The organism is Teichococcus wenyumeiae, from assembly GCF_003696345.1.
Classification (GTDB): domain Bacteria; phylum Pseudomonadota; class Alphaproteobacteria; order Acetobacterales; family Acetobacteraceae; genus Pseudoroseomonas; species Pseudoroseomonas wenyumeiae.
This window is the reverse complement of sequence record NZ_RFLX01000003.1, coordinates 1-23,791: the sequence shown is the minus strand read 5'-3', so window position 1 is coordinate 23,791 and position 23,791 is coordinate 1. Positions and strand designations below refer to the sequence as shown.

23 protein-coding genes are annotated in these 23,791 nt (G+C 68.7%); 8 read left to right on the top strand and 15 right to left on the bottom strand.

Annotation, left to right across the window (positions count from 1 at the left end; all coding sequences use genetic code 11):
- Positions 1–325 precede the first annotated feature (325 nt).
- From EBE87_RS05535 to EBE87_RS05520, 4 genes are all read left to right on the top strand, one after another.
- Positions 326–1,330: a GNAT family N-acetyltransferase gene (locus EBE87_RS05535; RefSeq protein ID WP_158600800.1), complete on the top strand. Its 1,005-nt coding sequence runs from the start codon at positions 326–328 to the stop codon at positions 1,328–1,330.
- A gap of 208 nt (positions 1,331–1,538) precedes the next feature.
- The gene (locus tag EBE87_RS05530) at positions 1,539–2,825 is read left to right on the top strand and encodes a glycerate kinase type-2 family protein (protein ID WP_120636684.1); all 1,287 of its coding nucleotides are present in this window, start codon (positions 1,539–1,541) and stop codon (positions 2,823–2,825) included.
- A gap of 21 nt (positions 2,826–2,846) precedes the next feature.
- Complete coding sequence (gene pyk / locus EBE87_RS05525) at positions 2,847–4,280, top strand: pyruvate kinase (RefSeq protein WP_120636670.1); 1,434 nt, start codon at positions 2,847–2,849, stop codon at positions 4,278–4,280.
- Between the two features lie 59 nt (positions 4,281–4,339).
- The gene (locus EBE87_RS05520; protein ID WP_147425938.1) at positions 4,340–4,681 is read left to right on the top strand and encodes a hypothetical protein; all 342 of its coding nucleotides are present in this window, start codon (positions 4,340–4,342) and stop codon (positions 4,679–4,681) included.
- A 1-nt stretch (position 4,682) separates the two neighbouring features.
- Here the strand turns inward: EBE87_RS05520 and EBE87_RS05515 are convergent, their stop codons facing one another.
- Genes EBE87_RS05515 through EBE87_RS05500 form a run of 4 tightly spaced genes read right to left on the bottom strand, consistent with a single transcriptional unit; the run spans position 4,683 to position 8,617 of the window.
- Complete coding sequence (locus tag EBE87_RS05515) at positions 4,683–5,255, bottom strand: tetratricopeptide repeat protein (RefSeq protein ID WP_120636672.1); 573 nt, start codon at positions 5,253–5,255, stop codon at positions 4,683–4,685.
- A 47-nt stretch (positions 5,256–5,302) separates the two neighbouring features.
- Positions 5,303–6,163 (bottom strand): ABC transporter permease, encoded by an 861-nt coding sequence (locus EBE87_RS05510; RefSeq protein WP_233553023.1) that lies wholly within the window; start codon positions 6,161–6,163, stop codon positions 5,303–5,305.
- A complete protein-coding gene (locus EBE87_RS05505; RefSeq protein WP_120636673.1) occupies positions 6,160–7,107 on the bottom strand; it encodes an ABC transporter permease in 948 nt (315 codons plus the stop codon). Before EBE87_RS05505 ends, EBE87_RS05510 begins: the two co-directional genes overlap by 4 nt.
- Before the next feature lie 4 nt (positions 7,108–7,111).
- Complete coding sequence (locus tag EBE87_RS05500) at positions 7,112–8,617, bottom strand: ABC transporter substrate-binding protein (RefSeq protein ID WP_120636674.1); 1,506 nt, start codon at positions 8,615–8,617, stop codon at positions 7,112–7,114.
- Between the two features lie 256 nt (positions 8,618–8,873).
- Here EBE87_RS05500 and EBE87_RS05495 point away from each other — a divergent pair, with 256 nt between their 5' ends.
- Complete coding sequence (locus EBE87_RS05495; protein WP_120636675.1) at positions 8,874–10,046, top strand: M20 family metallopeptidase; 1,173 nt, start codon at positions 8,874–8,876, stop codon at positions 10,044–10,046.
- Here EBE87_RS05495 and EBE87_RS05490 read toward each other — a convergent pair whose 3' ends face one another.
- Positions 10,047–11,645, bottom strand: a complete 1,599-nt coding sequence (locus EBE87_RS05490) for a hypothetical protein (RefSeq protein ID WP_120636676.1) — start codon at positions 11,643–11,645, stop codon at positions 10,047–10,049.
- 120 nt (positions 11,646–11,765) lie between these two features.
- The gene (locus tag EBE87_RS05485) at positions 11,766–13,418 is read right to left on the bottom strand and encodes an NAD(P)/FAD-dependent oxidoreductase (protein ID WP_120636677.1); all 1,653 of its coding nucleotides are present in this window, start codon (positions 13,416–13,418) and stop codon (positions 11,766–11,768) included.
- Positions 13,419–13,625: 207 nt separating this feature from the next.
- Between EBE87_RS05485 and EBE87_RS05480 the strand changes: the two genes are divergently transcribed.
- Both EBE87_RS05480 and EBE87_RS05475 read left to right on the top strand, forming a co-directional pair.
- On the top strand, positions 13,626–14,591 hold the full coding sequence (locus tag EBE87_RS05480; RefSeq protein WP_122139924.1) for an alpha/beta fold hydrolase: 966 nt from the start codon (positions 13,626–13,628) through the stop codon (positions 14,589–14,591).
- Positions 14,592–14,630: 39 nt separating this feature from the next.
- Positions 14,631–15,188: a nucleotidyltransferase family protein gene (locus EBE87_RS05475; RefSeq protein ID WP_120640294.1), complete on the top strand. Its 558-nt coding sequence runs from the start codon at positions 14,631–14,633 to the stop codon at positions 15,186–15,188.
- A 1-nt stretch (position 15,189) separates the two neighbouring features.
- On the opposite strand, the gene EBE87_RS05470 is transcribed toward EBE87_RS05475, so the two are convergent.
- From EBE87_RS05470 to EBE87_RS05460, 3 genes are all read right to left on the bottom strand, one after another.
- The gene (locus EBE87_RS05470) at positions 15,190–16,341 is read right to left on the bottom strand and encodes a DegT/DnrJ/EryC1/StrS family aminotransferase (protein ID WP_233553391.1); all 1,152 of its coding nucleotides are present in this window, start codon (positions 16,339–16,341) and stop codon (positions 15,190–15,192) included.
- A gap of 32 nt (positions 16,342–16,373) precedes the next feature.
- Entirely contained in the window at positions 16,374–17,354 is a 981-nt protein-coding gene (locus tag EBE87_RS05465) for an NAD-dependent epimerase/dehydratase family protein (protein WP_120640295.1), read from the bottom strand.
- A gap of 246 nt (positions 17,355–17,600) precedes the next feature.
- Positions 17,601–17,954 (bottom strand): RidA family protein, encoded by a 354-nt coding sequence (locus tag EBE87_RS05460; protein WP_120640296.1) that lies wholly within the window; start codon positions 17,952–17,954, stop codon positions 17,601–17,603.
- A 114-nt stretch (positions 17,955–18,068) separates the two neighbouring features.
- Between EBE87_RS05460 and EBE87_RS05455 the strand changes: the two genes are divergently transcribed.
- Entirely contained in the window at positions 18,069–18,635 is a 567-nt protein-coding gene (locus EBE87_RS05455; protein ID WP_120640297.1) for a YqhA family protein, read from the top strand.
- Between the two features lie 22 nt (positions 18,636–18,657).
- Here EBE87_RS05455 and EBE87_RS05450 read toward each other — a convergent pair whose 3' ends face one another.
- The 6 genes from EBE87_RS05450 to EBE87_RS05425 all read right to left on the bottom strand — a co-directional run.
- Positions 18,658–19,656: a branched-chain amino acid ABC transporter permease gene (locus EBE87_RS05450; RefSeq protein ID WP_120640298.1), complete on the bottom strand. Its 999-nt coding sequence runs from the start codon at positions 19,654–19,656 to the stop codon at positions 18,658–18,660.
- A gap of 3 nt (positions 19,657–19,659) precedes the next feature.
- Positions 19,660–20,553, bottom strand: a complete 894-nt coding sequence (locus tag EBE87_RS05445) for a branched-chain amino acid ABC transporter permease (protein ID WP_120640299.1) — start codon at positions 20,551–20,553, stop codon at positions 19,660–19,662.
- Between the two features lie 54 nt (positions 20,554–20,607).
- Complete coding sequence (locus EBE87_RS05440; protein ID WP_120640300.1) at positions 20,608–21,849, bottom strand: ABC transporter substrate-binding protein; 1,242 nt, start codon at positions 21,847–21,849, stop codon at positions 20,608–20,610.
- 28 nt (positions 21,850–21,877) lie between these two features.
- Positions 21,878–22,582, bottom strand: a complete 705-nt coding sequence (locus EBE87_RS05435) for an ABC transporter ATP-binding protein (protein WP_120640301.1) — start codon at positions 22,580–22,582, stop codon at positions 21,878–21,880.
- Positions 22,575–23,372, bottom strand: a complete 798-nt coding sequence (locus EBE87_RS05430; RefSeq protein ID WP_120640302.1) for an ABC transporter ATP-binding protein — start codon at positions 23,370–23,372, stop codon at positions 22,575–22,577. Before EBE87_RS05430 ends, EBE87_RS05435 begins: the two co-directional genes overlap by 8 nt.
- Before the next feature lie 116 nt (positions 23,373–23,488).
- The coding region (locus tag EBE87_RS05425; RefSeq protein WP_199726491.1) for an RrF2 family transcriptional regulator at positions 23,489–23,791 on the bottom strand (303 nt) is incomplete at its 5' end.

Below are 23,791 nucleotides of genomic sequence, written 5' to 3'. Positions count from 1 at the left end.
CGGAAACGGAAGACAGCGGTGATGCCAGGCACGGTCCTGCCGCGCCGCCCGTACCTATGCTCATGAATGGACTATTCGTAACGAGAACGTTATAAGGAAGTGACGCGGCGGCCGATGTAATGCAAAGCCATTGAAGAAGAAAAAGAGCGTATCGCGGAGCGGAACACGCCAGCCAATCTACCTGTGAATTTGCATTTCTTTAGAAAAATGGAGTTCTGGCCAAAGAGGGTCGTGAATACCATGGGGAGGTATTATGGCGCTCCGGGCGGCAACCATCGGCGAGGATGATGTCCTCAGGCACGTGCTGCCGAGTGCAGCCGGCAGCATGACACTTTTCCACGAAGACTGGTGGCTCCAGGCAGCCTCGGATGGCGCGGTGGAAACCATCACCGTCAACTGGGGCGGGGCCGATGTGGCCTCCCTGAGCTTCACGCGGAAGGAGCGCCCTTTCGGCATCCGCTCCCTGGTCATGCCGCCCTATACCCGCACCCTGGGGCCCGTGCTCAACCTGCCGCCTTCCATGCCCGCCCCGCGCTGCGCCAATCTCAGGCGTGCCGTCAGGGAGATCATGCTCGCCCTGCCCCGGCACGACCATTTCACCATGCGGCTGGACTGCGAGGATGATGCCGCCTTCGCCTTCTCCCTCGCAGGCTGCTCCATTGGCCAGCAGTTCACCTTCCGCGTGGCGGCGGATGCTGATCCCGCCCGCCTCATGCAGCAGGTGGACCGCTCCACCGCCCGACTGATCCGCGCCGCCCGCCGGCGGCTGGCATTGCATGAGCATACGGATTTCGACCGCTTCGTCGATGTCGCCTACCGCCACTACCCGGCCGAGCGGAACAGCCACGACTTCCAGGCCCTGCGGCGGTTATTCGCCGCCTGCAGCCAGCGCCGCCAGGCCACCATCCTCTGCCTGAGCGATGCCCAGGGCCATGATGTCGCCAGCGTCCTGCTGGTCTGGGGCCATGGCGTTCTCTATTATCTGGTGCCGCACCGGGACCGCGAGCGCTCCGGCGGCGATGCCAATGCGCTGCTGCTCTGGAGCGCCATGGAATTCGCGCTCAGCCGCGGCCTCGCCTTCGACGTGGACGGCTACCATTCGGTGGGCACCGCCAGCTTCCTGAGCAGCTTCGGCTTTCCGCGCCGTATCCGGCATGTGGTCACCCATTGCAGCCTGCGTGGCCTGATCCTCAAGGCGCTGCACGGCTGGTGGGAGAACCGCAGGACGCGGGACCTGCGGCCGGACCCGCTCTGCGGCATCCAGATGGGCAATGCACGCCTGCCGCAGCGCATTGCCCAGGAGAAGCGGCCGGAGCCGCGCGAGAGATAGAGCAGGCTTCCGCGGTGTAGCCGCGGGAAGGCAGCCAAGGCGGCGTAGACCCGGCCTGATCTCTGGCGGCGTACCGCCCCGCGCCGTTGCTGCGGCGGGAGAAGAACCGCTTTGCGGCCAAACATTGGGCGCCCCCCGCCTTTCGCCCCCTTCCCGCCCGGTTCAGAATGCCGCCGTTAAGGCAGGACGCGGGAGGATGACGGCCGACATGACCTGGGACGACACGAGCGCGCGGGCCGCCTTGCGCCACCTCTTCGACACCGCCATCCGCGCCGCCGATCCCCGGGCCATCCTGGCGGCCCATCTGCCGCAACGCCCGCGCGGGCGCGTGGTGGTGGTGGGCGCCGGCAAGTCGGCCTCAGTGATGGCGGCGGCGGTGGAAGCGGCCTGGCCGGATGGCGATCTCTCCGGCCTCGTCATCACCCGCTACGGCCATGCCGTGCCCACCACGCGCATCGAGACGGTGGAAGCCAGCCATCCGGTGCCCGATGCCGCCGGGGAAGCGACGGCGCGGCGCATCCTGGGGCTGATGCAGGGGCTATCCGCCGATGACCTAGTGCTGGCGCTGATCTCCGGCGGCGGCTCGGCCCTGATGGCACTGCCGGATGGCGGGCTGACGCTGGCGGACAAGCAGGCGGTCAACCGCGCCCTGCTGGACTCGGGCGCCACCATCGGCGAGATGAACTGCGTGCGCCGGCACCTCTCGGCCATCAAGGGCGGGCGGCTGGCCGCGGCGGCGCATCCGGCGCGGGTGGTGACGCTGGCCATTTCCGACGTGCCGGGGGACGACCCGACCGTCATCGCCTCCGGCCCCACGGTGCCGGACCCCAGCAGCTTCGCCGAAGCCCAGGCCATCGTCGCCCGCTACGGCGTGGAGGTGCCGGCCGCCGTGGCCGCCCACCTCGCCGCCGCCGCCGACGAAACGCCCAAGCCCGGCGACCCGCGCCTGGCGCGCGCCGAGTTCCACCTGATCGCCACCCCCCAGATGGCGCTGGAGGCCGTGGCCGCCGAGGCCCGCGCCATGGGCCTGCCGCCGCTGCTGCTGGGCGATTCGCTGGAAGGCGAGGCTGGCGTGGTCGGCACGGTGCTGGCCGGCATCGCCGGCAGCGTGCGGCGGCACGGGCACCCGCTGCCGGCGCCCTGCCTGCTGCTCTCGGGCGGGGAGACCACGGTGACCATCCGCCCCGGCACGCCCAAGGGCGGGCGCGGCGGGCGCAATACCGAATGCCTGCTGGGCCTGGCCCTTGCACTGGGCGGCGCCGAGCGCATCTGGGCCTTGATGGCGGATACCGACGGCATCGACGGATCGGAGGAGAATGCCGGCGCCATCGCCACGCCCGATACCCTGGCCCGCGCCAGGGGCATGGGCCTCGACGCGCGGGACGCCTTGTCTTCACACGACAGTTATGGGTTCTTCGCTAGCCTGGGCGACACGATCGTAACCGGGCCGACTTTGACCAATGTGAACGACCTGCGCCTCGTCCTGATCGCCTGACTCGCCGAAAGGATATCTGCATTGCCGCCCCGTATTCCGCTTCGCCGCCGCCGCCGCACCAAGATCGTCGCCACGCTGGGCCCGGCCAGCTCCACGCCGGAGGTGATCGAGCGGCTGTACCGCACGGGCGCGGATGTTTTCCGGCTGAACTTCAGCCACGGCAGCCACGAGGACCATGCAAGCCGCATCGGCATCATCCGCGCGCTGGAGAAGAAGGTGGGGCGCCCCATCGGCATCCTGGCCGATGTGCAGGGGCCGAAGCTGCGGGTCGGCCGCTTCCAGGCCGGGCGGGTGCAGTTGCAGGCCGGGCAGAGCTTCCGCCTGGACATGAGCGCGACACCCGGCGACGTGCGCCGCGTGCAGCTTCCGCATCCCGAGATCATCGAGGCCGCGCGCATCGGCACCACCCTGCTGCTGGACGACGGCAAGCTGCGCCTGCGCGTGGTGCACAAGCGTGACGACCACCTGGAGACCGAGATCCTGGTTGGCGGCGCGCTGTCGGACCGCAAGGGCGTCAACGTGCCGGACGTGGCGCTGAACATCCCCGCGCTGACGGAAAAGGACCGCGCCGACCTCGACTTCGTGCTGCCGCTGGGCATCGAATACATCGGCCTCTCCTTTGTGCAGCGGCCGGAGGACGTGGCGGAGGCCCAGGCCATCGCCGATGGCCGCGCCTGGGTGATGGTGAAGATGGAGAAGCCCCAGGCCGTCGAGAATCTCGACGGCATCATGGCGCTGACCGATTGCGTCATGGTGGCGCGCGGCGACCTGGGCGTGGAAATGCCGCCGGAGGAAGTGCCGCTGATCCAGAAGCGCATCGTCCGCGCGGCGCGGGAACTGGGCAAGCCAGTGGTGGTGGCGACGCAGATGCTGGAGAGCATGATCTCCACGCCCTCCCCCACCCGCGCCGAGGCCTCGGACGTCGCCACGGCGGTCTTCGACGGGGCCGATGCGGTGATGCTCTCGGCCGAAAGCGCGGCAGGCCAATACCCGTTCGAGGCGGTCAACATGATGGACCGCATCCTGTCCCGCGTGGAGCAGGACAGCGGCTGGCGGCAGTTGACCGACGCGGCGCGGCCGGCGCCGCAGAAGACCTCGGCCGGCGCCATCTCGGCCGCCGCGCGGCAGGTGGCGGAGACGATCGACGCCAAGGTCATCGCCACCTTCACCGCCACCGGCTCCACCACCCTCCGCGTGGCGCGGGAGCGGCCGGCCAGCCCCATTCTGGGCCTGACCAGCAGCGAATCCACGGCGCGGCGCATGGCGGTGGTCTGGGGCGTGCACCCGATGCTGTCGCATGAGCCGAACAGCATGACGGACATGGTGAACAAGGCGGTGCGCGCCGCCGGGTCGGAAGGCTTCGCGGAAGCGGGGGATGAGATCGTCGTCACCGCCGGTGTGCCCTTCGGCACGCCGGGCACCACCAATGCGCTGCGCGTGGCGGCGGTGAAGTAGGGCGGAAGCACTTTCTTAAGCCTGGGATGCGATCTTCCGCGCGCCGAATGGAGATGGCGATGCGGAAGAGCGTCCTGACAGCCCTGCCGGTACTGGCCGCCGGCCTTGCCGGCGCCTGTGCCCCCCAGCCCTATCCGGGCGATGCGGCGACGCAGATGGCGCGCCGCTGCGCCACCGCCGTCCATGAGCAGGGCCTGCGCCATGGCGGCATCAACCGCTTTTCCAGCCGCGAGGTGATGGAAGGCGAGATCGCGGCCTGGGGAGGCTTTTCCTCTGGCATTGTGCCGGTGCTCAGCACAAGGACGCTGCCGGTGGCCGAGGCCTCGGCGCTGGATGGGCCGGTCATCGGCTCCGCCTGGCAAGGCTGCATGCGGCAGGGGCTCAGCGCCCTGCCCCGCTAGATCAGGTCGGCTGGCCCTCGACCTTGCCGCGCAGGCTGCGCAGCCGCGCCTCGCCATCCGCGATCTTGGGGTGGATCTTCAGCACCGCTTCCCAGGCACGCAGCGCGCCGTGCAGGTCGCCCGCCTGTTCCTGTAGGCGGGAGAGCAGCGCCAGGGCATCGAACTGTCGCGGCTCCAGCACCAGCACCTGCCGCACATCTTGCGCCGCGCCGCGCATGTCGCCCATGGCGGAGAGCGCGGCGGCGCGCATCAGCCAAGCATCGGGGAAATCCGGCTGCAGGGTCAGGGCGGCGTCGAAATCCTCCACCGCATCGGCGGCGGCCTCGACCTCCAGGTTGCGCTGGCCACGGCGGAGCAGCAGCGTCACGGCGGGCGAGGCCTGTTGCAGCCAGACCTGGCGGATGCGCATGGCCACGGCGGCGCCGGCGGTCTCGTCCGGGGCCACGGCCAGGGCGGCGAAAAGCCGGTCCAGCTCCGCCTTGCGGGCGGCGGGGGTCTGGAGGGCAGGCTGCGCCGCCGCCGGCAAGGGCGAGGCACAGGCCAGGGCAGCCAGGAGGCAGATTGCGGCGCGCATCCCTGGAAGTTTGGGGGGCGGCGCGCCGCGCGCAAGGGACATTGCCGTCAGCGGGCCTCGCTGCGAGGGTCCAGGGCATCGCGCAGCCCGTCGCCCACCAGGTTGAAGGCCAGCACCACCAGGAAGATGGCAAGGCCGGGATAGATCGACATCCAGGGCGCCTGGGTCAGGAAGCGTTGCGCCCCGTTGAGCATGGAACCCCAGGAGGGGTTCGGCGGCTGCTGCCCCAGGCCCAGGAAGGAGAGCGAGGCCTCGGCGATGATGGCCTCCGCAATGGCGAGCGTCGCCTGCACCAGCAGCGGCGGCAGGATGTTCGGCAGCACGTGCCGGGTGGCCGTGACGAACATCGGGTTGCCGATGGCGCGGGAGGCATCGACCCATTCCGCACCCTTGGCATCCAGCGCCATGCCACGCGCCAGCCGCACGAAGATCGGCGTGGCGGAGATGGCGATGGCCAGCATCGCATTCTCCAGCGCCGGGCCCAGGAAGGCGGCGAGCGCGATGGCCAGGATCAGGAAGGGCACGGAGAGCATGGCATCCGCGACGCGGGAAACGAGGCCATCCACCCAGCCTCCCGCCATGCCCGCCAGCAGTCCCAGCGGCACGCCGAAGCAGCCGGCGGCGAAGACCGAGATGACGCCCGCCATCAGCGAGGCCCGCGCGCCCCAGAGTACGCGGGAGAAGACATCGCGCCCATTCTCATCCGTGCCGAACCAGTAGAGTTCGGAAGGCGGCTTGCGGATGCGGGACCAGGAGGTGGCGATGGGGTCGTAGGGCGCGATCCAGGGCGCCAGCAGCGCGGCGATGACGAAGATGGCGATGACCACCAAGCCGGCCATGGCCAGGCGGTGGCGGGTGAAGCGGCGGGCGGCGCGCCAGCCGGGGGATTGGAAGCGGCCCTCGGTCACGATGCGCGCAGCCGCGGGTTGATGGCCATGTAGAGCAGGTCCGCCAGCAGGGAGAGCAGCACGAAGATCAGCGCCGTCGCCAGCACCACCCCCTGCACCACCGGATAATCGCGGTTGAAGACGGCATCGACGATCAGCTTGCCGAAGCCGGGGATGGTGAAGATCTGCTCGGTCAGCACCGCGCCGGCCAGCAGCCGGCCGAGTTCGATGGTGCCGAGCGTCACCACCGGGATCAGCGCGTTGCGCAGCGCGTGGCGCAGGATGACCCAGACCGGCGCCACGCCCTTGGCGCGGGCGGTGCGGACATAGTCCTGAGACAGCGTGGAGAGCATGGCGGCGCGGGTATGGCGCATCAGCACGCCCGCCACGCCCGTGCCCAGCACGATGGCCGGCATGATGGTGGTGGCCAGCGACTGCCGCCAGTCCTCGCTCAGCGGCACATAGCCGGAAGGCGGCAGCCAGCCGAGATTCACGCTGAACAGCAGGATCATCATGATCCCCAGCCAGAAATTCGGCGTGGAGATACCGGCGAGTGCGATGCCATTGGCAGCCCAGTCCGCCGGCCTGTCCCGCCACACGGCAGAGATCACGCCCATCGGCACGCCGATGACCACGGCGACGATGAAGGCCATGACGCCGAGTTGCAGCGTCACCGGCAGCTTATCGAGGATCAGCTGCGCCACCGGCAGGCGGATGCGCCAGGAGAAGCCGAAATCCCCCACCAGCACCCGGCCCAGCCAGGCGAGGTATTGTTCCCAGAGCGGCCGGTCGAGCATCAGCTCGGCCCGGATCTCGGCCAGGACCTGCGGGTCACCACGCTCCTCACCGGCCATGATCACGGCAGGGTCGCCCGGCATGAGTTGTTGCAGGGCGAAGATCAGCACGGAAAGGATCAGCAGGGTGGGGATGATCTGCCCCACCCGCCTCAGAAGCCAACGGAGCATGGCGTCAGTTCAGCTTCATGTCCTGCACGCGGATGATGCCGTCCGGCATCAGCGTGAAGCCCTGGATCTTGGCGTTGTAGGCCTGGATGATCTTGCGGTGCCACAGGTAGGCGCGCACGTGGTCCTGCTTCAGCGCCACCTGATAAATCCTGGCATAGATCGCGCGGCGCTTTTCCTCGTCATTCTCGGCGCGGGCGTCGTCCAGCAGCTTGTCCACCTCGGGGTTGCTGTAGCGGCCGTCGTTGTTGCCGCCCTTGGTGTGAATAAAAGTCCAGATATTGCCGTCTGGGTCGGGGCGGCCGGACCAGGCGGAGAGATAGGTCTCGAAATCGCCCCGCTGCGCCGCTTGCAGGGAGGAGGCGAACTCCTGGCTGGCGATCTTCAGCTCGATCCCGGCCTCCTTGACCATGGCCTGGATCACCTCGGCCGCCTGCCGCAGCTCGGGGTTGGTCGGCACGGTCATCTCCACCTGCAGGGGCAGCGTGACACCGGCTTCCTTCAGCAGCGCCTGGGCGCGGGCGACATTGCGCGGTTCCGGCTTGAACTCGGCATCGTGGAAGGGGCTGGCGGGGGGCACGGGCTGGGCCGTCGGCGTCATCAGCCCCTCGAAGACCACCTGGTTCAGCGCCTCGCGGTCGATGGCCAGTTCGAAGGCGGCGCGGATGCGCGGGTCGCTGCCGATGGGCGTCTTGGCGCGGGCGCCGTTGCCGATGTTGTAGACGATGCTCTGGTAGCCCAGGTCGTCACGCAGGATGGTCTTGATGTTGCGGTTGTTCTTGACGCTGTTGAGGTCGCTCGGCGCGATCTCCACCAAGTCGAGGGAGCCGGATTGCAGATTGGCCAGCCGCACCGAACTGTCCGGAATGGGCAGATAGGTGATGCGGTTGATGTGGATGCGCGCCGCGTCCCAGTATTGCGGGAACTTCTCCACCACGATGCGGTCCTGCGCCACGCGCTCCGCCAGCCGGAAGGGTCCGGCGCAGACGGGCTTCAGGCCGAAATCCTTGCCCGCCGCCTCCGCCGCCTTGGGGCTGACAACCATGCCGGCACGGTCGGTGAGCTGGGACAGGAAGGGCGCGGAAGGCGCCGAGAGATGCAGCCGCAGCGTCAGCGGGTCCACCACCTCCATGCGCTCCAGCGTGCTGATCTCGCCGCGGCGGAAGGAGCCGGACATGGTGAGGTGGCGGTTCAGCGAGTACTTCACCGCCTCCGCGTCCATCTTCTCCCCGTCATGGAAGAGCACGCCGTCACGCAGCGTGATGCGCAGCGTCTTCGGGTCCTCCCAGCTGTAGCCGGAGGCAAGCTGGGGCACGATGCGCAGCTTGTCGTCGATGTCGAAGAGCTTGTCGCAAAGGCTGGCGAAGACGATGCGGCCGACAAAGGTGCGCGCCAGCGTCGGGTCCAGGATATCCGGGTCCTCCCGCAGGCCAATGCGCAGGTTCTGGGCCTGGGCCGTCGCGGAGAGCAGTCCGGCACCAAAGGCGAGCGCCACAAGGGTCGTCTTCTTCATATGCAGCTTCCCGGTACTGAAGGAGGCAGAGTTCGCAGCCGCGCGGCCGTCGCCACGCGGATGGGCAGGCTGCCCGCGCCGATGCGTCCGGGCGATGCAATTCCGAGCATGGAACGTACGGTCTTGGCAACATGAGGCCGGCGGCAGGCAGGGCATGGCGTGTTGGAAGCAGGAACCGGGCCAGGAGCGCCCCCCCCTTCCCGCCACCGCCGCTTTCCGCCACCTTGCCTGCCCTATCGCGCAGGAGAGCCGCAGCATGAGCACCCCCGACAACCGCATCACCGAATGGCTGGCCGGCCAGCAGGACGCCATGCTGGCGGAGCTGGAGGCAATGGTGAACATCGACGGCTGCAGCTACGACAAGGCCGGCGTCGATGCGGTGGGCGAGCAGGTGTGCGCCTTCCTGACCCGTCACGGCGTGCCGGTGGACGTGCTGCCGCAGCAGAAGCACGGCGACTGCCTGCGCGCCACGGTGGAGAGCAGCGAGGGCGCCGGCACCGGCAATGCCCGCCGCAACATCGTGCTGATGGGCCACCGCGACACCGTCTTCCCCAAGGGCGAGCCGCAGCGCCGCCCCTTCCGGGTCGAGAACGGCATCGCCTATGGCCCGGGTGTCGCCGACATGAAGGCGGGCATCGTGATGAACATGTTCGTCCTGGCCGCTTTCCAGAAGTTCGGTGGCGCACCGGGGCCGGTGGTCGGGCTGTTCACGGGCGACGAGGAAATCGGCTCCCCTGAAGGCCGCCCGGTGATCGAGACCGAGGCCCGCGCCGCCCGCGTGGTCTTCAATTCCGAGCCCGGCCGGCCCACCGGCAATGTGGTGACGGGCCGCAAGGGCGGCGTCTTCTCCGTCCTCGACATCACCGGCAAGGCGGCGCATTCCGGCGCCAATTTCGAGGCCGGCATCAGCGCCATCGAGGAACTGGCGCGCAAGGTGCAGGCGCTGCATGCGCTGACGGACCTGAAGCGCGGCATCACGCTGAATGTCGGCCTCGTCTCCGGCGGGCAGAGCGTGAACACCGTGGCGCCTTCCGCCCAGGCGCAGATCGACCTGCGCTACGTGGACCCGGCGGACCGTGACGAACTGATGGCCGCCATCCACGACATCACCGCCCGCAGCTACGTCCCCGGCACCAGCGCCACCCTGACCATCCGGGGCGAATTCGTGCCGCTGAAGCAGAACCCGGGCACCGACGCGGTCTTCAAGCTCTACCAGCAGGTGGCGGGCTTCAAGACCGATGGTGAATTCGCCGGCGGCTGCGCCGATAGCGGCTTCACGGCGCTGATGGGCGCGCCAACGCTTTGCGCCGTGGGCCCGGTGGGCGGCAAGGCGCATAGCCCGGAGGAATACCTGGAAGTCTCCAGCCTCGTGCCGCGCGCCCAGGCCGTCGCCCGCGCCATCCTGAAGCTGGATGAAGCGGGCGTCTGATCACTCGTTGTTCTCGACGGGCGGCGAGGTCGCACAGCCCTCGCCGTCCCGCTTGAAGACCTGCAGCCCGTCCAGCGTCGCGATCTGCTGGTAGCGGGCCCAGACCTCGGCGAAGCCGGCATCGGCCTGGGCCAATACGCTGGGGTAGTTGATGTCCTCGGCACCCCGGCGGCGGTCCACCACCACGAGGTCCGGGCAGCCCCGGATGAAGTCCTGCGCCACCCAGAGGCGCATCGGCCATTCCGCCGGCGGCTTGCCGTCCATGCGGGCGCGCCACAGCTCGCCCCGCAGCGCCCACATGGAATCGAAGCGGCTGGCCCAGGTGACGCCGGTATCGTCCACCACCGGGAAGCCCAACCCGATCCATTCGGAGAAGGCGACATAGGTCCGCACCTTCTCCCGCTTGATCAGCCGCTCCAGCTTCACCTCGGTCGACTGCTCAGGCTCCACCGCCAGCACGAGGCGGTCGTGCAGCCGCGCGCCCAGCTTGTCCGCCTGCATGGCCAGGGGCACCAGGGCGGCCAGCATCAGCACCGCGCCACGGCGGCCGCTGAAGCCGCTGCGCCGCCAGGTCAGCGCGGCCTCGGCGCACCACAGCAGCAGGCCCAGCACCACGGCCGTGCTGGCCGGGATGCGGTGGTAGAACCAGTTCTTGCCGTCCAGGAACATGGCGATGGTGGCGGCGGCGGCGAAGCCGGCGAGAACCGCCAGCACGGTGCGGGCGGCGGATTCGCGCGGCAGGGTGAAGCAGAGCGCCGCCAGCACGCCGACGCCCAGAATCAGCCGCCAGGATTCCAGCATCAGTTCCGGCAGGCTGGTATCGGTGCCGCCATAGAGCGTGACCGCCAGCGGCACCGCGCGGTCGATGAAGCTGGGGTAGAAGACCAGGATGGCCAGGGCATAGAGCCCGGCCACCCCGAAGGCGATGACCGGCGAAAGGCGGATGCGGAAGCCGCGCCGCACCCAGCCCACCAGTTCCACGGTGGCGAGGCAGAGCAGGTAGCGCGGCTTCAGCGCCACCCCCAGCCCGGCCCCCACCGCCGCGCCACCGGCGAGGCGCAGGCTGGTGCGCTGCCCTTCCAGCCCACGGGCCAGGATGGCCAGATGCGGCAGCACCGCCACGGTCAGCAGGTGCTCCCGCTGGCCGAATTCGACACCGGGCATCAGCAGCAGCACGCAGGCAATGACGGCGAAGGTGACGGGCAGCCGCGCGAAGGCCGGCGCCAGCCCGTGCAGCAGTTTGGCCGAAAGCCAGGAGGACCAGAGCGTGCAGGCCGCGAAGAGCAGCACCGCCACCGTCTTGGCCGAAACGCCGATGGCATCGCCGATCAGCACCGGAATGGCGCTGATCCAGATGATCAGGGGTGGGTTGACCTCGACCACGTCGATGTAGAGGCGCTGGCCCTTCAGCCATTGCCGGGCCACCCAGAGCAGCCAGGCGATGTCGTCCTTCATCGGCGCGCGCAGCAGCACGAAGAGCACCAGGGCCAGCGCGGCCAGGACAATGCCGCCGCATATCAGGCTGGTGCGGGTGCCCGTCCGCAATGCGGCCGGGCGTGGGGCCATGCCATCAGGCAGGCCAGGAAGGCTATAGCTCAAGCCGCTCGATCCCCCCACGGGCCTTCCCGTTCAGAGGAAGGCTTCCGGCTGCTCCAGTGTAAGGAACAGTATCCTCTCATTTTGGTTAGATTAGGGCGGAAATTGCAACAAGGCTGAGGGTTACGCCGCGCGCTCCATTTCCGTCGGCAGGCCGAGCAGGCTGCGCGCCACCGCCTCGGCCGTCTTGATGCCGTCCACGCCGGCCGAGAGGATGCCGCCGGCATAGCCCGCGCCCTCGCCGGCCGGGAAGAGGCCCAGGGTGTTCAGGCTGTGCCCGGCCGCCCCGCGGCGCACCCGCACCGGGGAGGAGGTGCGCGTTTCCACCCCCGTCATCACCGCATCCGGCCGCGCATAGCCGCGGATCTGGCGGTCGAAGGCCGGCAGGGCTTCCCGGATCGCGGCGGCGGCGAAGTCGGGGATGCAGGGCGCGAGATCGGTGGGCGTGACGCCGGGCTTGTAGGAGGGAATCACCTCGCCCAACGTGGTGGAGGGCCGGCCGGCCAGGAAGTCGCCCACGGTCTGGGCGGGGGCGCGGTAATCGCCGCCGCCGGCGCGGAAAGCGCGCTCCTCCAGTTCCCGCTGGAAGTCGATGCCGGCCAGCACGCCGCCGGGATAGTCCTCCGGCGTCACGCTGACGACGATGGCGGCATTGGCGTTGCGCTCGGCGCGGGAATACTGGCTCATGCCGTTTGTCACCACGCGGCCGGGCTCGCTGGTCGCGGCCACCACGGTGCCACCGGGGCACATGCAGAAGCTGTAGACGGTGCGGCCTTCCAGCCCCTTGCCCTTGCAATGGTGCGCCAGCTTGTAGTCGGCGGCGCCCAGGGTCTTGTTGCCAGCGAAATCGCCGAAGCGGCAGGTGTCGATCATCCCCTGCGGATGCTCGATGCGGAAGCCGACGGAGAAGGGCTTGGCCTCCATATAGACGCCGCGTTCCAGCAGCATCTGGAAGGTGTCGCGCGCGCTGTGGCCCACCGCCAGCACCACATGGCTGGCTTCCAGGTAGCCGCCGCCTTCCAGGTGCAGGCCGCGCATGCGGCGGGTGCCGTCCGAAGCCACGTCGACATCAAGGTCCACCACCTTGGTGCTGAAGCGGTATTCGCCGCCCAGTTCCTCGATGGTGCGGCGCATGCTCTCCACCATCGTCACCAACCGGAAGGTGCCGATATGCGGCTTGGAGACGTAGAGGATTTCCTCCGGCGCGCCCGCCTTCACGAACTCTTCCAGCAGCTTGCGGGAATGGTGCTGCGGGTCCTTGATCTGGCTGTAGAGCTTGCCGTCCGAGAAGGTGCCGGCGCCCCCTTCCCCGAACTGCACGTTCGATTCCGGGTTCAGCTCGGACCGGCGCCAGAGGCCCCAGGTGTCCTTGGTGCGTTCCCGCACCACCTTGCCGCGCTCCAGGATGATGGGGCGAAAGCCCATCTGCGCCAGGATCAGCGCCGCCATCAGGCCGCAGGGGCCGGCGCCGATCACCACCGGACGGTCGTTGAAGCCTTCCGGCGCGCGGCCGACAAAGCGATAGGCCATGTCGGGCGAAGGGTTCACATGCGGGTCCTGCGCGAAGCGGCGCAGCACGGCGGCCTCGTTCCGCAGCGTCAGGTCCAGCGTATAGATCAGGTGGATGGCGGTGCGCTTCCGCGCGTCATAGCCGCGGCGGAAGACATGCAGGTCCAGCAGGTCTGGCTCCTGCAGGCCCAGGCGGGCCAGCGCGGCGGCGCGCAGAGCCTCCGGCGTGTGGTCGAGCGGCAGCTTCAGTTCGGTCAGGCGCAGCATGGCAAGGGCTTCCGGATGGGCGGTGGTGATCCGCCGGGGCGGGCACGCAGGGCGTGCTCGGGAATGGGCGCGATATAGCGACTGCTTTCCCGTTTCGCCAGAAATCCAGGCGGGCGGGAAAGCGCCTTCTATCATCCGATGGAATGACCTATTGGTTCTTCAGAACCGCCGGCACGTGAGACCGGCGGAGCCGGAGGAACAACGACCATGACGCATCCGCATGCCACCGGGCGCCGCACGGTGATGGGCAGCGCCCTGGCGGGGCTCGGCCTCGCCGCCACCAGCGCCGGCGCCGTGGCGCAGGTCGCCGCGCCGCCCATGCCGGCCCAGCCGGTGGCCGACCCCACCCGCGCCATGCTGCAGCCGCTGCCGCAACAGCGCCCGGCCACCAAGGGCAGCATCGACCTCGGCGGCGGGGCGAAGCTGGGCTACTGGGATACCGGCGCGCCGACGCCGGATGCGCAGACCATCATCCTGCTGCACCCGGGCACCGGCAGCCATGCCATCTGGGGCTACCAGCAGCCGGTGCTGGCGCAGGCGGGCTATCGCGTCATCGGCTATTCCCGGCGCGGCTACCTGGATTCCCCGGCGGGCGAAGGCCCCACCGGCACCGCCGCGGGAGACCTGCTGACGCTGGTGGACCAGTTGAAGATCGACCGCTTCCACATGGTCGGCTCGGCCGCCGGCGCCATTGTCGGCGTGGATTTCGCCCTGTCCCATCCGGGGCGGCTGCGCAGCGCGGTCTTCGCCTGTACCCACATGGGCATCACGGACCCTGAATACCTGGCCATGAGCAATGGGCTGCGCCCCAAGGGCTTTGCCGAGATGCCGGCGGAATTCCGCGAGGTCGGCCCATCCTACCGCGCCGTGAACCCGGAAGGCGTGAAGCAGTGGGTGGAGCTGGAGCACAAGGCGCTGGAGGGCGGCAAGCGGGTGTTCCAGGGCACGCTGAACACCATCACCTGGGCTGCACTGCGGCAGATGAAGGTGCCTTCCCTGCTGATCGGCGGCGATGCCGACCTCTGGGCGCCGCCATCCGTCTTCCGCCAGTTCGCCGCCGCCATTCCGGACAGCGCGCTGCTGATCCTGCCCGAGACCGGCCATTCCGGCTACTGGGAGCAGCCCAAGGCCTTCAACCAGGCAGTGCTAGGCTTCATCGGCCAGCACCGGTAGCGGTTGCCGGCGCGGGGTGGCGGCGGCAGTCTCGCCGCCATGCGCCTCACCGCCGCCACGCTTGCCGATCTTGCCCTCGCCAATCCGGTCAATGCCGAGATCCTGCAGCGGCTGCCGGCACTGGGCGCGCCGCAGGCGCATCTGGTGGCCGGCTGCCTCTTCCAGGCTGTCTGGAACCACCGCAGCGGCCATGAGCCCGGCTGGGGCGTGAAGGACTACGACGTCTTCTATTTCGACGGTGCCGATCTTTCCTGGGAGGCCGAGGACCGGGTGATCCGCCGCGCGGAAGCCCTCTTCGCCGATCTCGGCGTCACGGTGGAGGTGCGCAACCAGGCCCGCGTCCATCTCTGGTACCCGGAACACTTCGGCGAGCCCTATCCGCGCCTCACCTCGGCGCGGGATGGCATCGACCGCTACCTGATCGCCTGCACCTGCCTGGGCATCACGCCGGATGGCGAGGTCTATGCGCCGGACAGCCTGGAAGACCTGTGGGAAGGGCGGCTGCGGATGAACCCGCGCCACCCGCAACCCCGCCTCTTCCCCGCCAAGGCCGAGAGCTACCGCGCCCGCTGGCCCTGGCTGAGCATCCTCGGCTGAGCTAGCCCGCCACCTGCCGCAAAGCGGTGCAGACGCGCGCCACCTGCTCATCCGTCAGTTCCGGGAACATCGGCAGGCTCAGCACCTCGCGCGAAGCCACCTCGGTCTCGCTGCAACCAGCAGGGCCGAGGGCGACGCGGTTCAGATAGGCGGGCTGCAGATGCACCGGCACCGGGTAATGGATGCCGGTGCCGACGCCGAGTTCCTTCAGCATTGAGGCCATGGCATCGCGCTCGGCGCTGCGGACCACATACTGGTGGAAGACATGCGTAGTACCCGCCCGCCGCGCCGGCGGCGCCAGCGAAGTGCCGGCCAGCGCGGCGTCATAGGCCTCGGCGATGGCGTTGCGGCGGGCATTCATGCCCTCCAGCAGCGGCAGGCGCACGCGCAGCACGGCGGCCTGCAATTCATCCAGCCGGCTGTTCACGCCGACCATGTCGGAGATGTAGCGCGACTTCCAGCCATACTGCCGGATGGCGGCGATCCGCTCCGCCAGTGCCTCATCGGCCGTGGCCAGGATGCCGGCATCGCCCAGGGCGCCCAGGTTCTTGGTGGGGTAAAGGCTGAAGGCCGCCGCAGCGCCCAGCGTGCCCAGCTTGCGGCCATCCAGCGTGGCGCCATGCGCCTGGGCGCAATCCTCGATCAACGGGATGCCGGCGGCCTCGCAGGCGGCCAGCATGGGCCGGAGGTCGCAGGCCTGGCCATAGAGATGCACGGCGATAACGGCCCGCACAGGCGGCAGGCCCGGCGGCGGGTCCTCCAGCACGGCGGCCAGCTCATCGGCATCCATGGTGTAGGTATCGGGGTCGATGTCGAGCAGCAGCGGCGTCGCGCCCACCATCTCGATGGCGGCGACGGTGGCGACGGCGGTGTGGGAGACGGTGCAGACCGTCATGCCCGGCCCGATGCCCATGCCGCGCAGGATCAGCACCAGCGCATCCGTGCCATTGGCGCAGCCGACGGCGCGCGGCAGGCCGAGCCAGGCGGCGAATTCCCGCTCAAAGGCCGCCCCTTCCCCGCCCAGGATGTACCAGCCGGAATCCAGGGCGCGGCCCAGCGCGTCGTCCAGCGCATCGCGCTGCGCGCGATAGGCGGCGCCGGGATCGGCCAGCGGGATCATCGGCAGCTTCGTGGCAGTCTCGGGCAGGGTCATCTTGCCCTTCTCCTCAGGGTACGCGGCGCGCGTCAGAGATAGGTGGAAAGCCGTGGGCGGAACCAGTCGAGGCTGCGGCGCAGCCCTTCCGGCAGGGAAACCTTGGGCTCCCAGCCGGTGGTGGCGCGGAAGGCACCGTCATCGGCGTAATAGCTGCCGATATCGATGGCCACGCGGTCGGCGGGGAATTCCTTGGCGATCAGGCGGCCGCCGCCATGGGCGGCAATGGCGGCCTCGGCCAGCTTGAAGAGCGAGACCGGCGGGGCGCCGCCGAGGTTATAGGCGAAGCCGGCGCAGCGGGGCGTTTCGGCCGCCAGCAGGAAGGCATCCACCACGTCGTCGAGATAAGCGAGGTCGCGCAGCTGCGCGCCGCCCCAGACCTCGATCGGCTCGCCTTCCAGCAGCCGGCGGAACCAGATGCCCAGGAAGGTCTGGCGCGCATCCTTCACCCGCAGCCGGGGGCCGTAGCAATTGGTCAGGCGCAGCGAGACCACCCGGCGGCCGCGTACCTTGTGCTCCAGCAGCCAGTATTGCTCCCCGGCCAGCTTCGAAACGCCATTGGCATCGGGCGGCGAGAGCGGATGCGCCTCATCCACCGGCAGGTAGCGGGGCGTGCCGTAGAACTGCCGGGTGGAGGCATGCACCACCACCGCATCCGGCGAGCTTTCCCGCAGCGCCGTGATCAGCCGCAACTGCGCCGTGGCATTGATGGCGAGGTCGGAGAATGGGTCGGCCATGCTGCCGGCATGGCTGGTATAGGCTGCCATGTTGAAGACGGCATCGAGGTTCTGGACATGCGGCGCCAGCTCGGCATCCCGCAGGTCGGCGGTGACGAGCGTGGCGCCGGAGCCTTCCAGATTGGCCTCATGCGCGCCGGAGCCATCGAGCATGGCATCCAGCGCCGTCACTTCCGCCCCCAGGGCGCCCAGCGCGTGACACAGCCCGCTGCCGAGGAAGCCGGCGCCGCCGGTGACCAGCACGCGCTTTCCGCGCCAGAATTCCGCCCTGCTCATGCCACGGGCAGCCGGCCGCGGCGAGTGCCAGGCACCCGAAAACGGCGCCCTGTGGCGCCTGAGCCCTCGCTGACGAGGTCATGCATGATGGCGGAACCATTCCCGACGGCAGAAGGCACTTCTGTGCCCCGTGATTGCGGCGGAACGGCGACGGTTCCGGGGCAGGCGCGGGGCGGCAGAGCCTTCAGCATGCCGTGCGGCGCGGCCCCGGTGAAGGGGCAGCGTGGCGATTATCTCAGTGTTTTTCTACTTCGGCGCCAGGGCGATGCCGATGATCTCGACCTTGTACTGCGGCCCGACCAGCTTGCCCTCACTGGTCATGCGCGCGGGCTTGGCGGAGGGGTCCAGCCAGCGGTCCCAGGCGCGGTTCATGGCGGGGGCATCGGCGATATCGGCCAGGGTGATCTGCACCTGCAGCAGCGAGCGCTTGTCGGTGCCGGCCATGGCCAGCAGCGCGTCGATCTGCGCCAGGATATCGGCGGTCTGCCCCTCGGCATCCAGGCTCGGGTCGTCGGCGATCTGGCCGGCCAGAAAGATGAAGCCGTTGGCTACGGTGGCGCCCGAGAGGCGCTCCTCTTCCAGCAGTCGGGTGATGGTCATGGTGCTTCCAAGTCCTTGTGGCGAAGGCCAACCTTGTCGGATGCCCGGGCCGCCAAGGCAACGCCGCGCAAGGCCGCGCATTAGCTTCCGGCAACTTTTTTCCGCGAGAGCCAGATGACCGCCCTGATCGACAAGGCCATGCTGGCCAGCCGCTACATCCTGGCCGTCTTTTTCCTGGGGCTGATGCTGGGGCTGCTGCTCTACGCCATCCGTTTCCTGACCAAGCTCTGGGAATACGCCACGCAGCTCTTCATCCTGCCGGAGAACGAGGACCTGCTGGGGCTGCTCTATCTGACGGATTCCGCCCTGGTGGCCTCGATGGTGGTGATGGTCGCCATCTCCTCCTACGACAGCCTGGTCTCCCGGCTGCAGGATGAGGCGGCGACGAAGCGGATGCACTGGGTGGGCGGGCTGGATACCGGCGACCTGAAGCTGAAGCTGGCCACCAGCATCGTGGCCATCTCCTCCATCCACCTGCTGCAGATCTTCCTGAAGCCCGGCAGCTACGATGCGGGCGAGACGATGTGGGCGCTGATCATCCACGGCACCTTCGTGCTCGGCGCCCTGGCGCTGGGGCTGCTGGAATGGATGAGCCACAAGGGAGAGCCAAGCGAGGTCTCGCCGGACGTGAAGGAGGTGCATGACACCACCCCCAAGGAACAGCGGCAGGAGAAGGAGTGAGCCCCCCTCTCCCGCCGCCCCGTCAGAGCCGCACCTTCAGCCAGCGGGCGATCTCGCCCACGATGCCGGCACGGAAGGCGATGACGCAGATCACGAAGATGGCGCCCTGGATGATGGTGACCCAGGCGCCGAACTCGGCCAGGTAGTTCTGCATGGTGACGATGACGGCAGCCCCCACGGCCGGGCCGAAGACGGTGCCGAGGCCGCCCAGCAGCGTCATCAGCACCACCTCACCCGACATGGCCCAATAGACATCCGTCAGGGTGGCGATGCCGAAGACCAGCGCCTTGGTGCCGCCCGCGACGCCCGCCAGGGTGGCGGAGAGCACGAAGGCCAGCAGCTTGTAGTTCTCGGCCTTGTAACCGAGCGAGACGGCGCGCGGCTCATTCTCACGGATCGCGGTCAGCACCTGGCCGAAGGGGGAATGGATGACGCGGTTGATCAGCAGGAAGCCGATCAGGAAGATCGCCGCCACCAGCCAGTACATCGACATATCGGGGGACATGTCGAAGAGGCCAAAGAGCCGCCCACGCGGTACGGACTGGATGCCGTCCTCGCCCCCCGTGAAGCGCATCTGCAGGCAGAGGAAATAGATCATCTGCGCCAGCGCCAGGGTGATCATGGCGAAGTAGATGCCCTGCCGCCGGATGGCCAGCCAGCCGGACAGCAACCCCAGCACCGCACCCATGGCACCGCCGGTCAGGATCGCCAGTTCCGGCGAGAAGCCCCAGACCTTGGCGGCATGGGCGGCGAGGTAGCCCCCCATGCCGAAGAACATGGCATGGCCGAAGGAGAGCAGCCCGACATAGCCGATCAGCAGGTTGAAGGCGCAGGCGAAGAGCGCGAAGCACAGCAGCTTCATCAGGAAGACGGGGTAGAGGAAGAAGGGCCCCACCACCAGGAAAGCCAGCAGCAGCAGGAAGGCGATGGACTGCGCCCGGTTGAAGCCCAGCATCTCCAGCCCCGGCAGGCCCCGCGCGCGGGAGGTCTCGGGTGGTGCGGTCAGGGTATCGGCGGCCATGGCTCACGCCCTCCCGAAAAGGCCGGCGGGGCGCGCCAGCAGCACGATGGCCATGATGACGAAAATCACGGTGGAGGATGCCTCGGGGTAGAAGACCTTCGTCAGCCCCTCGACCAGCCCGAGGCCGAAGCCGGTGAGGACGGAGCCCAGGATGGAGCCCATGCCGCCGATCACCACCACCGCGAAGACGGTGATGATCAGGCTCGACCCCATCTGCGGGTTCACGGAATAGATCGGTGCCGCCAGCACGCCCGCGAAGGCGGCCAGCGCGACACCCGCCGCATAGGTCAGCGTCACCATGCGCGGCACGTTGACGCCGAAGGCCTGCACCAGCGCCGCATTTTCCGTCGCCGCGCGCAGATAGGCGCCGAGGCGTGTCTTCTCGATCACCAGCCAGGTCGCGAGGCTCATCACCACTGCGGCCGCGACCACCCAGAGCCGGTACTTCGGCAGGAACATGAAGCCAAGGTCGACCGGGGCGCCGGCCAGCGCCTCCGGCGGCGCGTAAGGCAGGCCGGAGGAGCCGAACTGATTGCGGAAGAGCCCCTCGATGATCAGCGCCAGCCCGAAGGTCAGCAGCAGGCCGTAGAGATGGTCCAGCTTGTAGAGGCGGCTGATCAGCGTTTTTTCCAGCACCACGCCGAAGGCACCCACGATCAGTGGCGAGAGCACCAGCGCCGGCCAGTAGCCGATGCCGCCCCAGGCCATCAGCATCCAGGCCACGAAGGCGCCCATCATGAACTGGGCACCATGGGCGAAGTTGATGACGTTCAGCATGCCGAAGATGACGGCCAGGCCCAGCGACAGCAGCGCGTAGAAGGCGCCATTGACCAGCCCCAGCACCACCTGCGGCAGGCCCAGCTCCAATTGGAAAAGCAGATCCTCAAGCACCGGCATGCGGCCCCTTGCAAGGAAACTCAGGTGGCGGGGCCGTGCGGCCCCGCCATTGGGTCAGGTGCGCACCAGGCTGCAGCCGCCTTCGGAGGTCGGGCGCCAGGCATTGTCGACCGAGGTGGTCTGCAGCAGCTTGTAGTAATCCCAGGCGCCCTTGGACTCGCCGGGCGCCTTGACCTCGAACAGATAGGCCGGGTGCAGCTTGCGGCCATCGGCGCGGATGGTGCCCTGGCCGAAGCAGTCGTCATCCGTCGGCATCGCCTTCATGCGGTTGACGGCCTCGACACCGCTGGCCTTGGCGGCAGCGGCGCCCATGTCGCCCACCGCCTTCAGGTAATGCAGCACGGAGGCGTAGCAGCCAGCGTGACCCATGCCGGGGCGGGCGCCGTTCAGCGCACCCTTCACCCGCTCCGCAAAGGCGCGGGTGCGGTCGTTCAGGTCCCAGTAGTAGCTTTCGGTGCAGACCAGGCCCTGGGCGGTGTTCAGCCCCAGCGCATGCACGTCGCTGATGAACATCAGCAGCACCGCGATCTTGGTGCCACGGCGCGTGATGCCGAACTCGGCCGCCTGCTTCACGCTGTTGATGGTATCCGTGCCGGCATTGGCGAGGCCGATGACCTTGGCGCGGCTCTGCTGCGCCTGCAGCAGGTAGGAGGAGAAGTCGGTGGACTGCAGCGGGTGGCGCACATTGCCCAGCACCTTGCCGCCGGCTTCCTGCACGAACTTGGTCGTGTTGCGCTCCAGGTCATGGCCGAAGGCATAGTCGGCCGTGATAAAGAACCAGGAATCGCCGCCCGTCTTCACCATGGCGCCGCCGGTGGACTTGGCGAGCATATAGGTGTCGTAGGTCCAGTGGACGGTATTGGGGCTGCACTGGCCGCCCGTCAGCTCCGCGGTGCCGCCGCCGGAATTGAAATAGGCCTTGTTCTTTTCCTTGACGATGGAGCTCACCGCCAGGGCCACGGCAGAATTCGGCACGTCCACGATGACATCCACGCCATCACGGTCGATCCACTGCCGCGCGATGGTGGCGCCGACATCGGGCTTGTTCTGGTGGTCGGCGGCCAGCACCTCGACCGTCACGCCCTTGGCGGCGATGCCGGAATCCTGCACCGCCTGCCGCACGCAGGCGACGGAATTTGGACCGGAGATCTCACGGTACACGCCGGACTGGTCGTTCAGCACGCCGATCTTGATGGTGTTGGACTGCGCGCGGGCACGGGCGGGCACCAGGCCGACCGCCGGCACCAGCGAGGCCGCGGCGGCAGTCTTGAGGACGGTACGACGATCCTGAATCATTCCTGCTTTCCCTGGTTCTTCTTGAAGTTCAGACGCCGAGATACTGGTGCAGCCGCTCGGCCGAGCCAGCCATTTCGTCATTGCGCAGGTGGTCCACCACCTGGCCGTGGTCGACCACGTAGTGGCGGTCCGCCACGGTCTGCGCGAAGCGGAAGTTCTGCTCCACCAGCAGCACCGTGAAGCCGCGCTGCTTGATCTCGCGGATGGTATGCCCGATCTGCTGCACGATCACCGGCGCCAGCCCTTCCGTGGGCTCGTCCAGCATCAACAGCTTGGCGCCGGTGCGCAGGATGCGCGCGATGGCCAGCATCTGCTGCTCGCCGCCCGAAAGCTTGGTGCCGGGGCTGCGCGCGCGCTCCTTCAGGTTGGGAAAGAGCGTGTAGATCTCTGGCACCGTCATGCCGCCCGGGCGCACCACCGGCGGCAGCATCAGGTTCTCGGTCACGTCAAGGCTGGCGAAGATGCCCCGCTCCTCCGGGCATAGTGCGATGCCGGAGCGGGCGATGGTGTCGCTGCGGGCAGAGATCAGTTCCTGGCCCTCGAAGCGGATGCTGCCCTGGCGGCGGCCGATCAGCCCCATGATGGCGCGCAGCGTGCTGGTCTTGCCGGCGCCGTTGCGGCCCAGCAGCGTCACCACCTCGCCTTCCCGCACTTCCAGATCGACGCCGTGCAGCACATGGCTTTCGCCATACCACGCCTGGAGCCCAGCAACTTTCAGAAGTGGCTCAGCCATGCGTCGTGGCTCCGGCGATGGAAGGATCGGTACCCAGGTAAGCCGCCACCACCTCAGGGTTGCGGGATACGGCGGCGTAGTCGCCTTCCGCGAGCACGCGGCCACGCGTCAGCACGGTGATGATGTCGCAGAGGCCTTCCACCACCTTCAGGTTGTGCTCCACCATCAGCACCGTGCGGCCGGCGGCAACGCGGCGGATCAGCTTGACGACACGGTCCACGTCCTCGGCGGTCATGCCGGCGGTCGGCTCGTCCAGCAGCATCATCACCGGGTCCAGCGCCAGGGTGGTGGCGATCTCCAGCGCGCGCTTGCGGCCATAGGGCAATTCGCCGGCCGGGCGATGCGTGAAGCCGATCAGCCCCACATCTTCCAGCAGTTCCATGGCACGTTCGTCAAAGCCTCGCAGCACGCGGTCGGAGCGCCAGAAGTCAAAGGAGCCGCCGCGCGTGCGTTGCAGGGCCACGCGCACATTCTCCAGCACCGTCAGGTGCGGGAAAACGGCCGAGATCTGGAAGGAACGCACCAGGCCCAGCCGCGCGACCTCGGCCGGCTGCATGCGGGTGATGTCGCGGCCGTCGAAATGGATGCTGCCGCGCGTCGGTTGCAGGAATTTCGTCAGAAGATTGAAACAGGTGGTCTTGCCGGCACCATTGGGCCCGATGAGCCCATGGATGCTGCCGCGCCGCACCCGAAGCGATACGTCGCCCACGGCCACAAAGCCGAGGAATTCCTTGCTCAGGCCATCCGTCTGCAGGATGCAACCCGAGTCGAGGCTGGTGTCGCCCACCATTGGCACCCCGCTGTCTTGAACGTTCCGGTCAGGCCTTGTCGTGGCCTATTGCTGCGGAGCATGACGGGGCGTTGTCGCCGATGCAAGGATGCTTTGCGGGTGACGCGCAGGCCGGTTCAGATCGCGAAGTTGAGGGCTTCTGGGGTGGGGCGTTGCAGGCCGCGGGCGGCGGCGCGGCGCAGCAGGTCGGCGACCGTGAGCTGTTCCAGCGCCGCCAGCAGCTGCGCCTCCAGCTCCTCCCACAGCGGCTGCACCACCGCCTCGCCCAGCGCCGAGGCCGCCGGCGGGTCGGCGGCCTCCTCGCCGCCTTCCGGCCCGCGCACCGCCGCCACCACCTCCGCCAGCCGCATGTCGCGCGCCGCCCGCCCCAGCCGGTAGCCGCCCTTCGGCCCCCGCGTGCTGCCCAAGAGCCCGGCGCG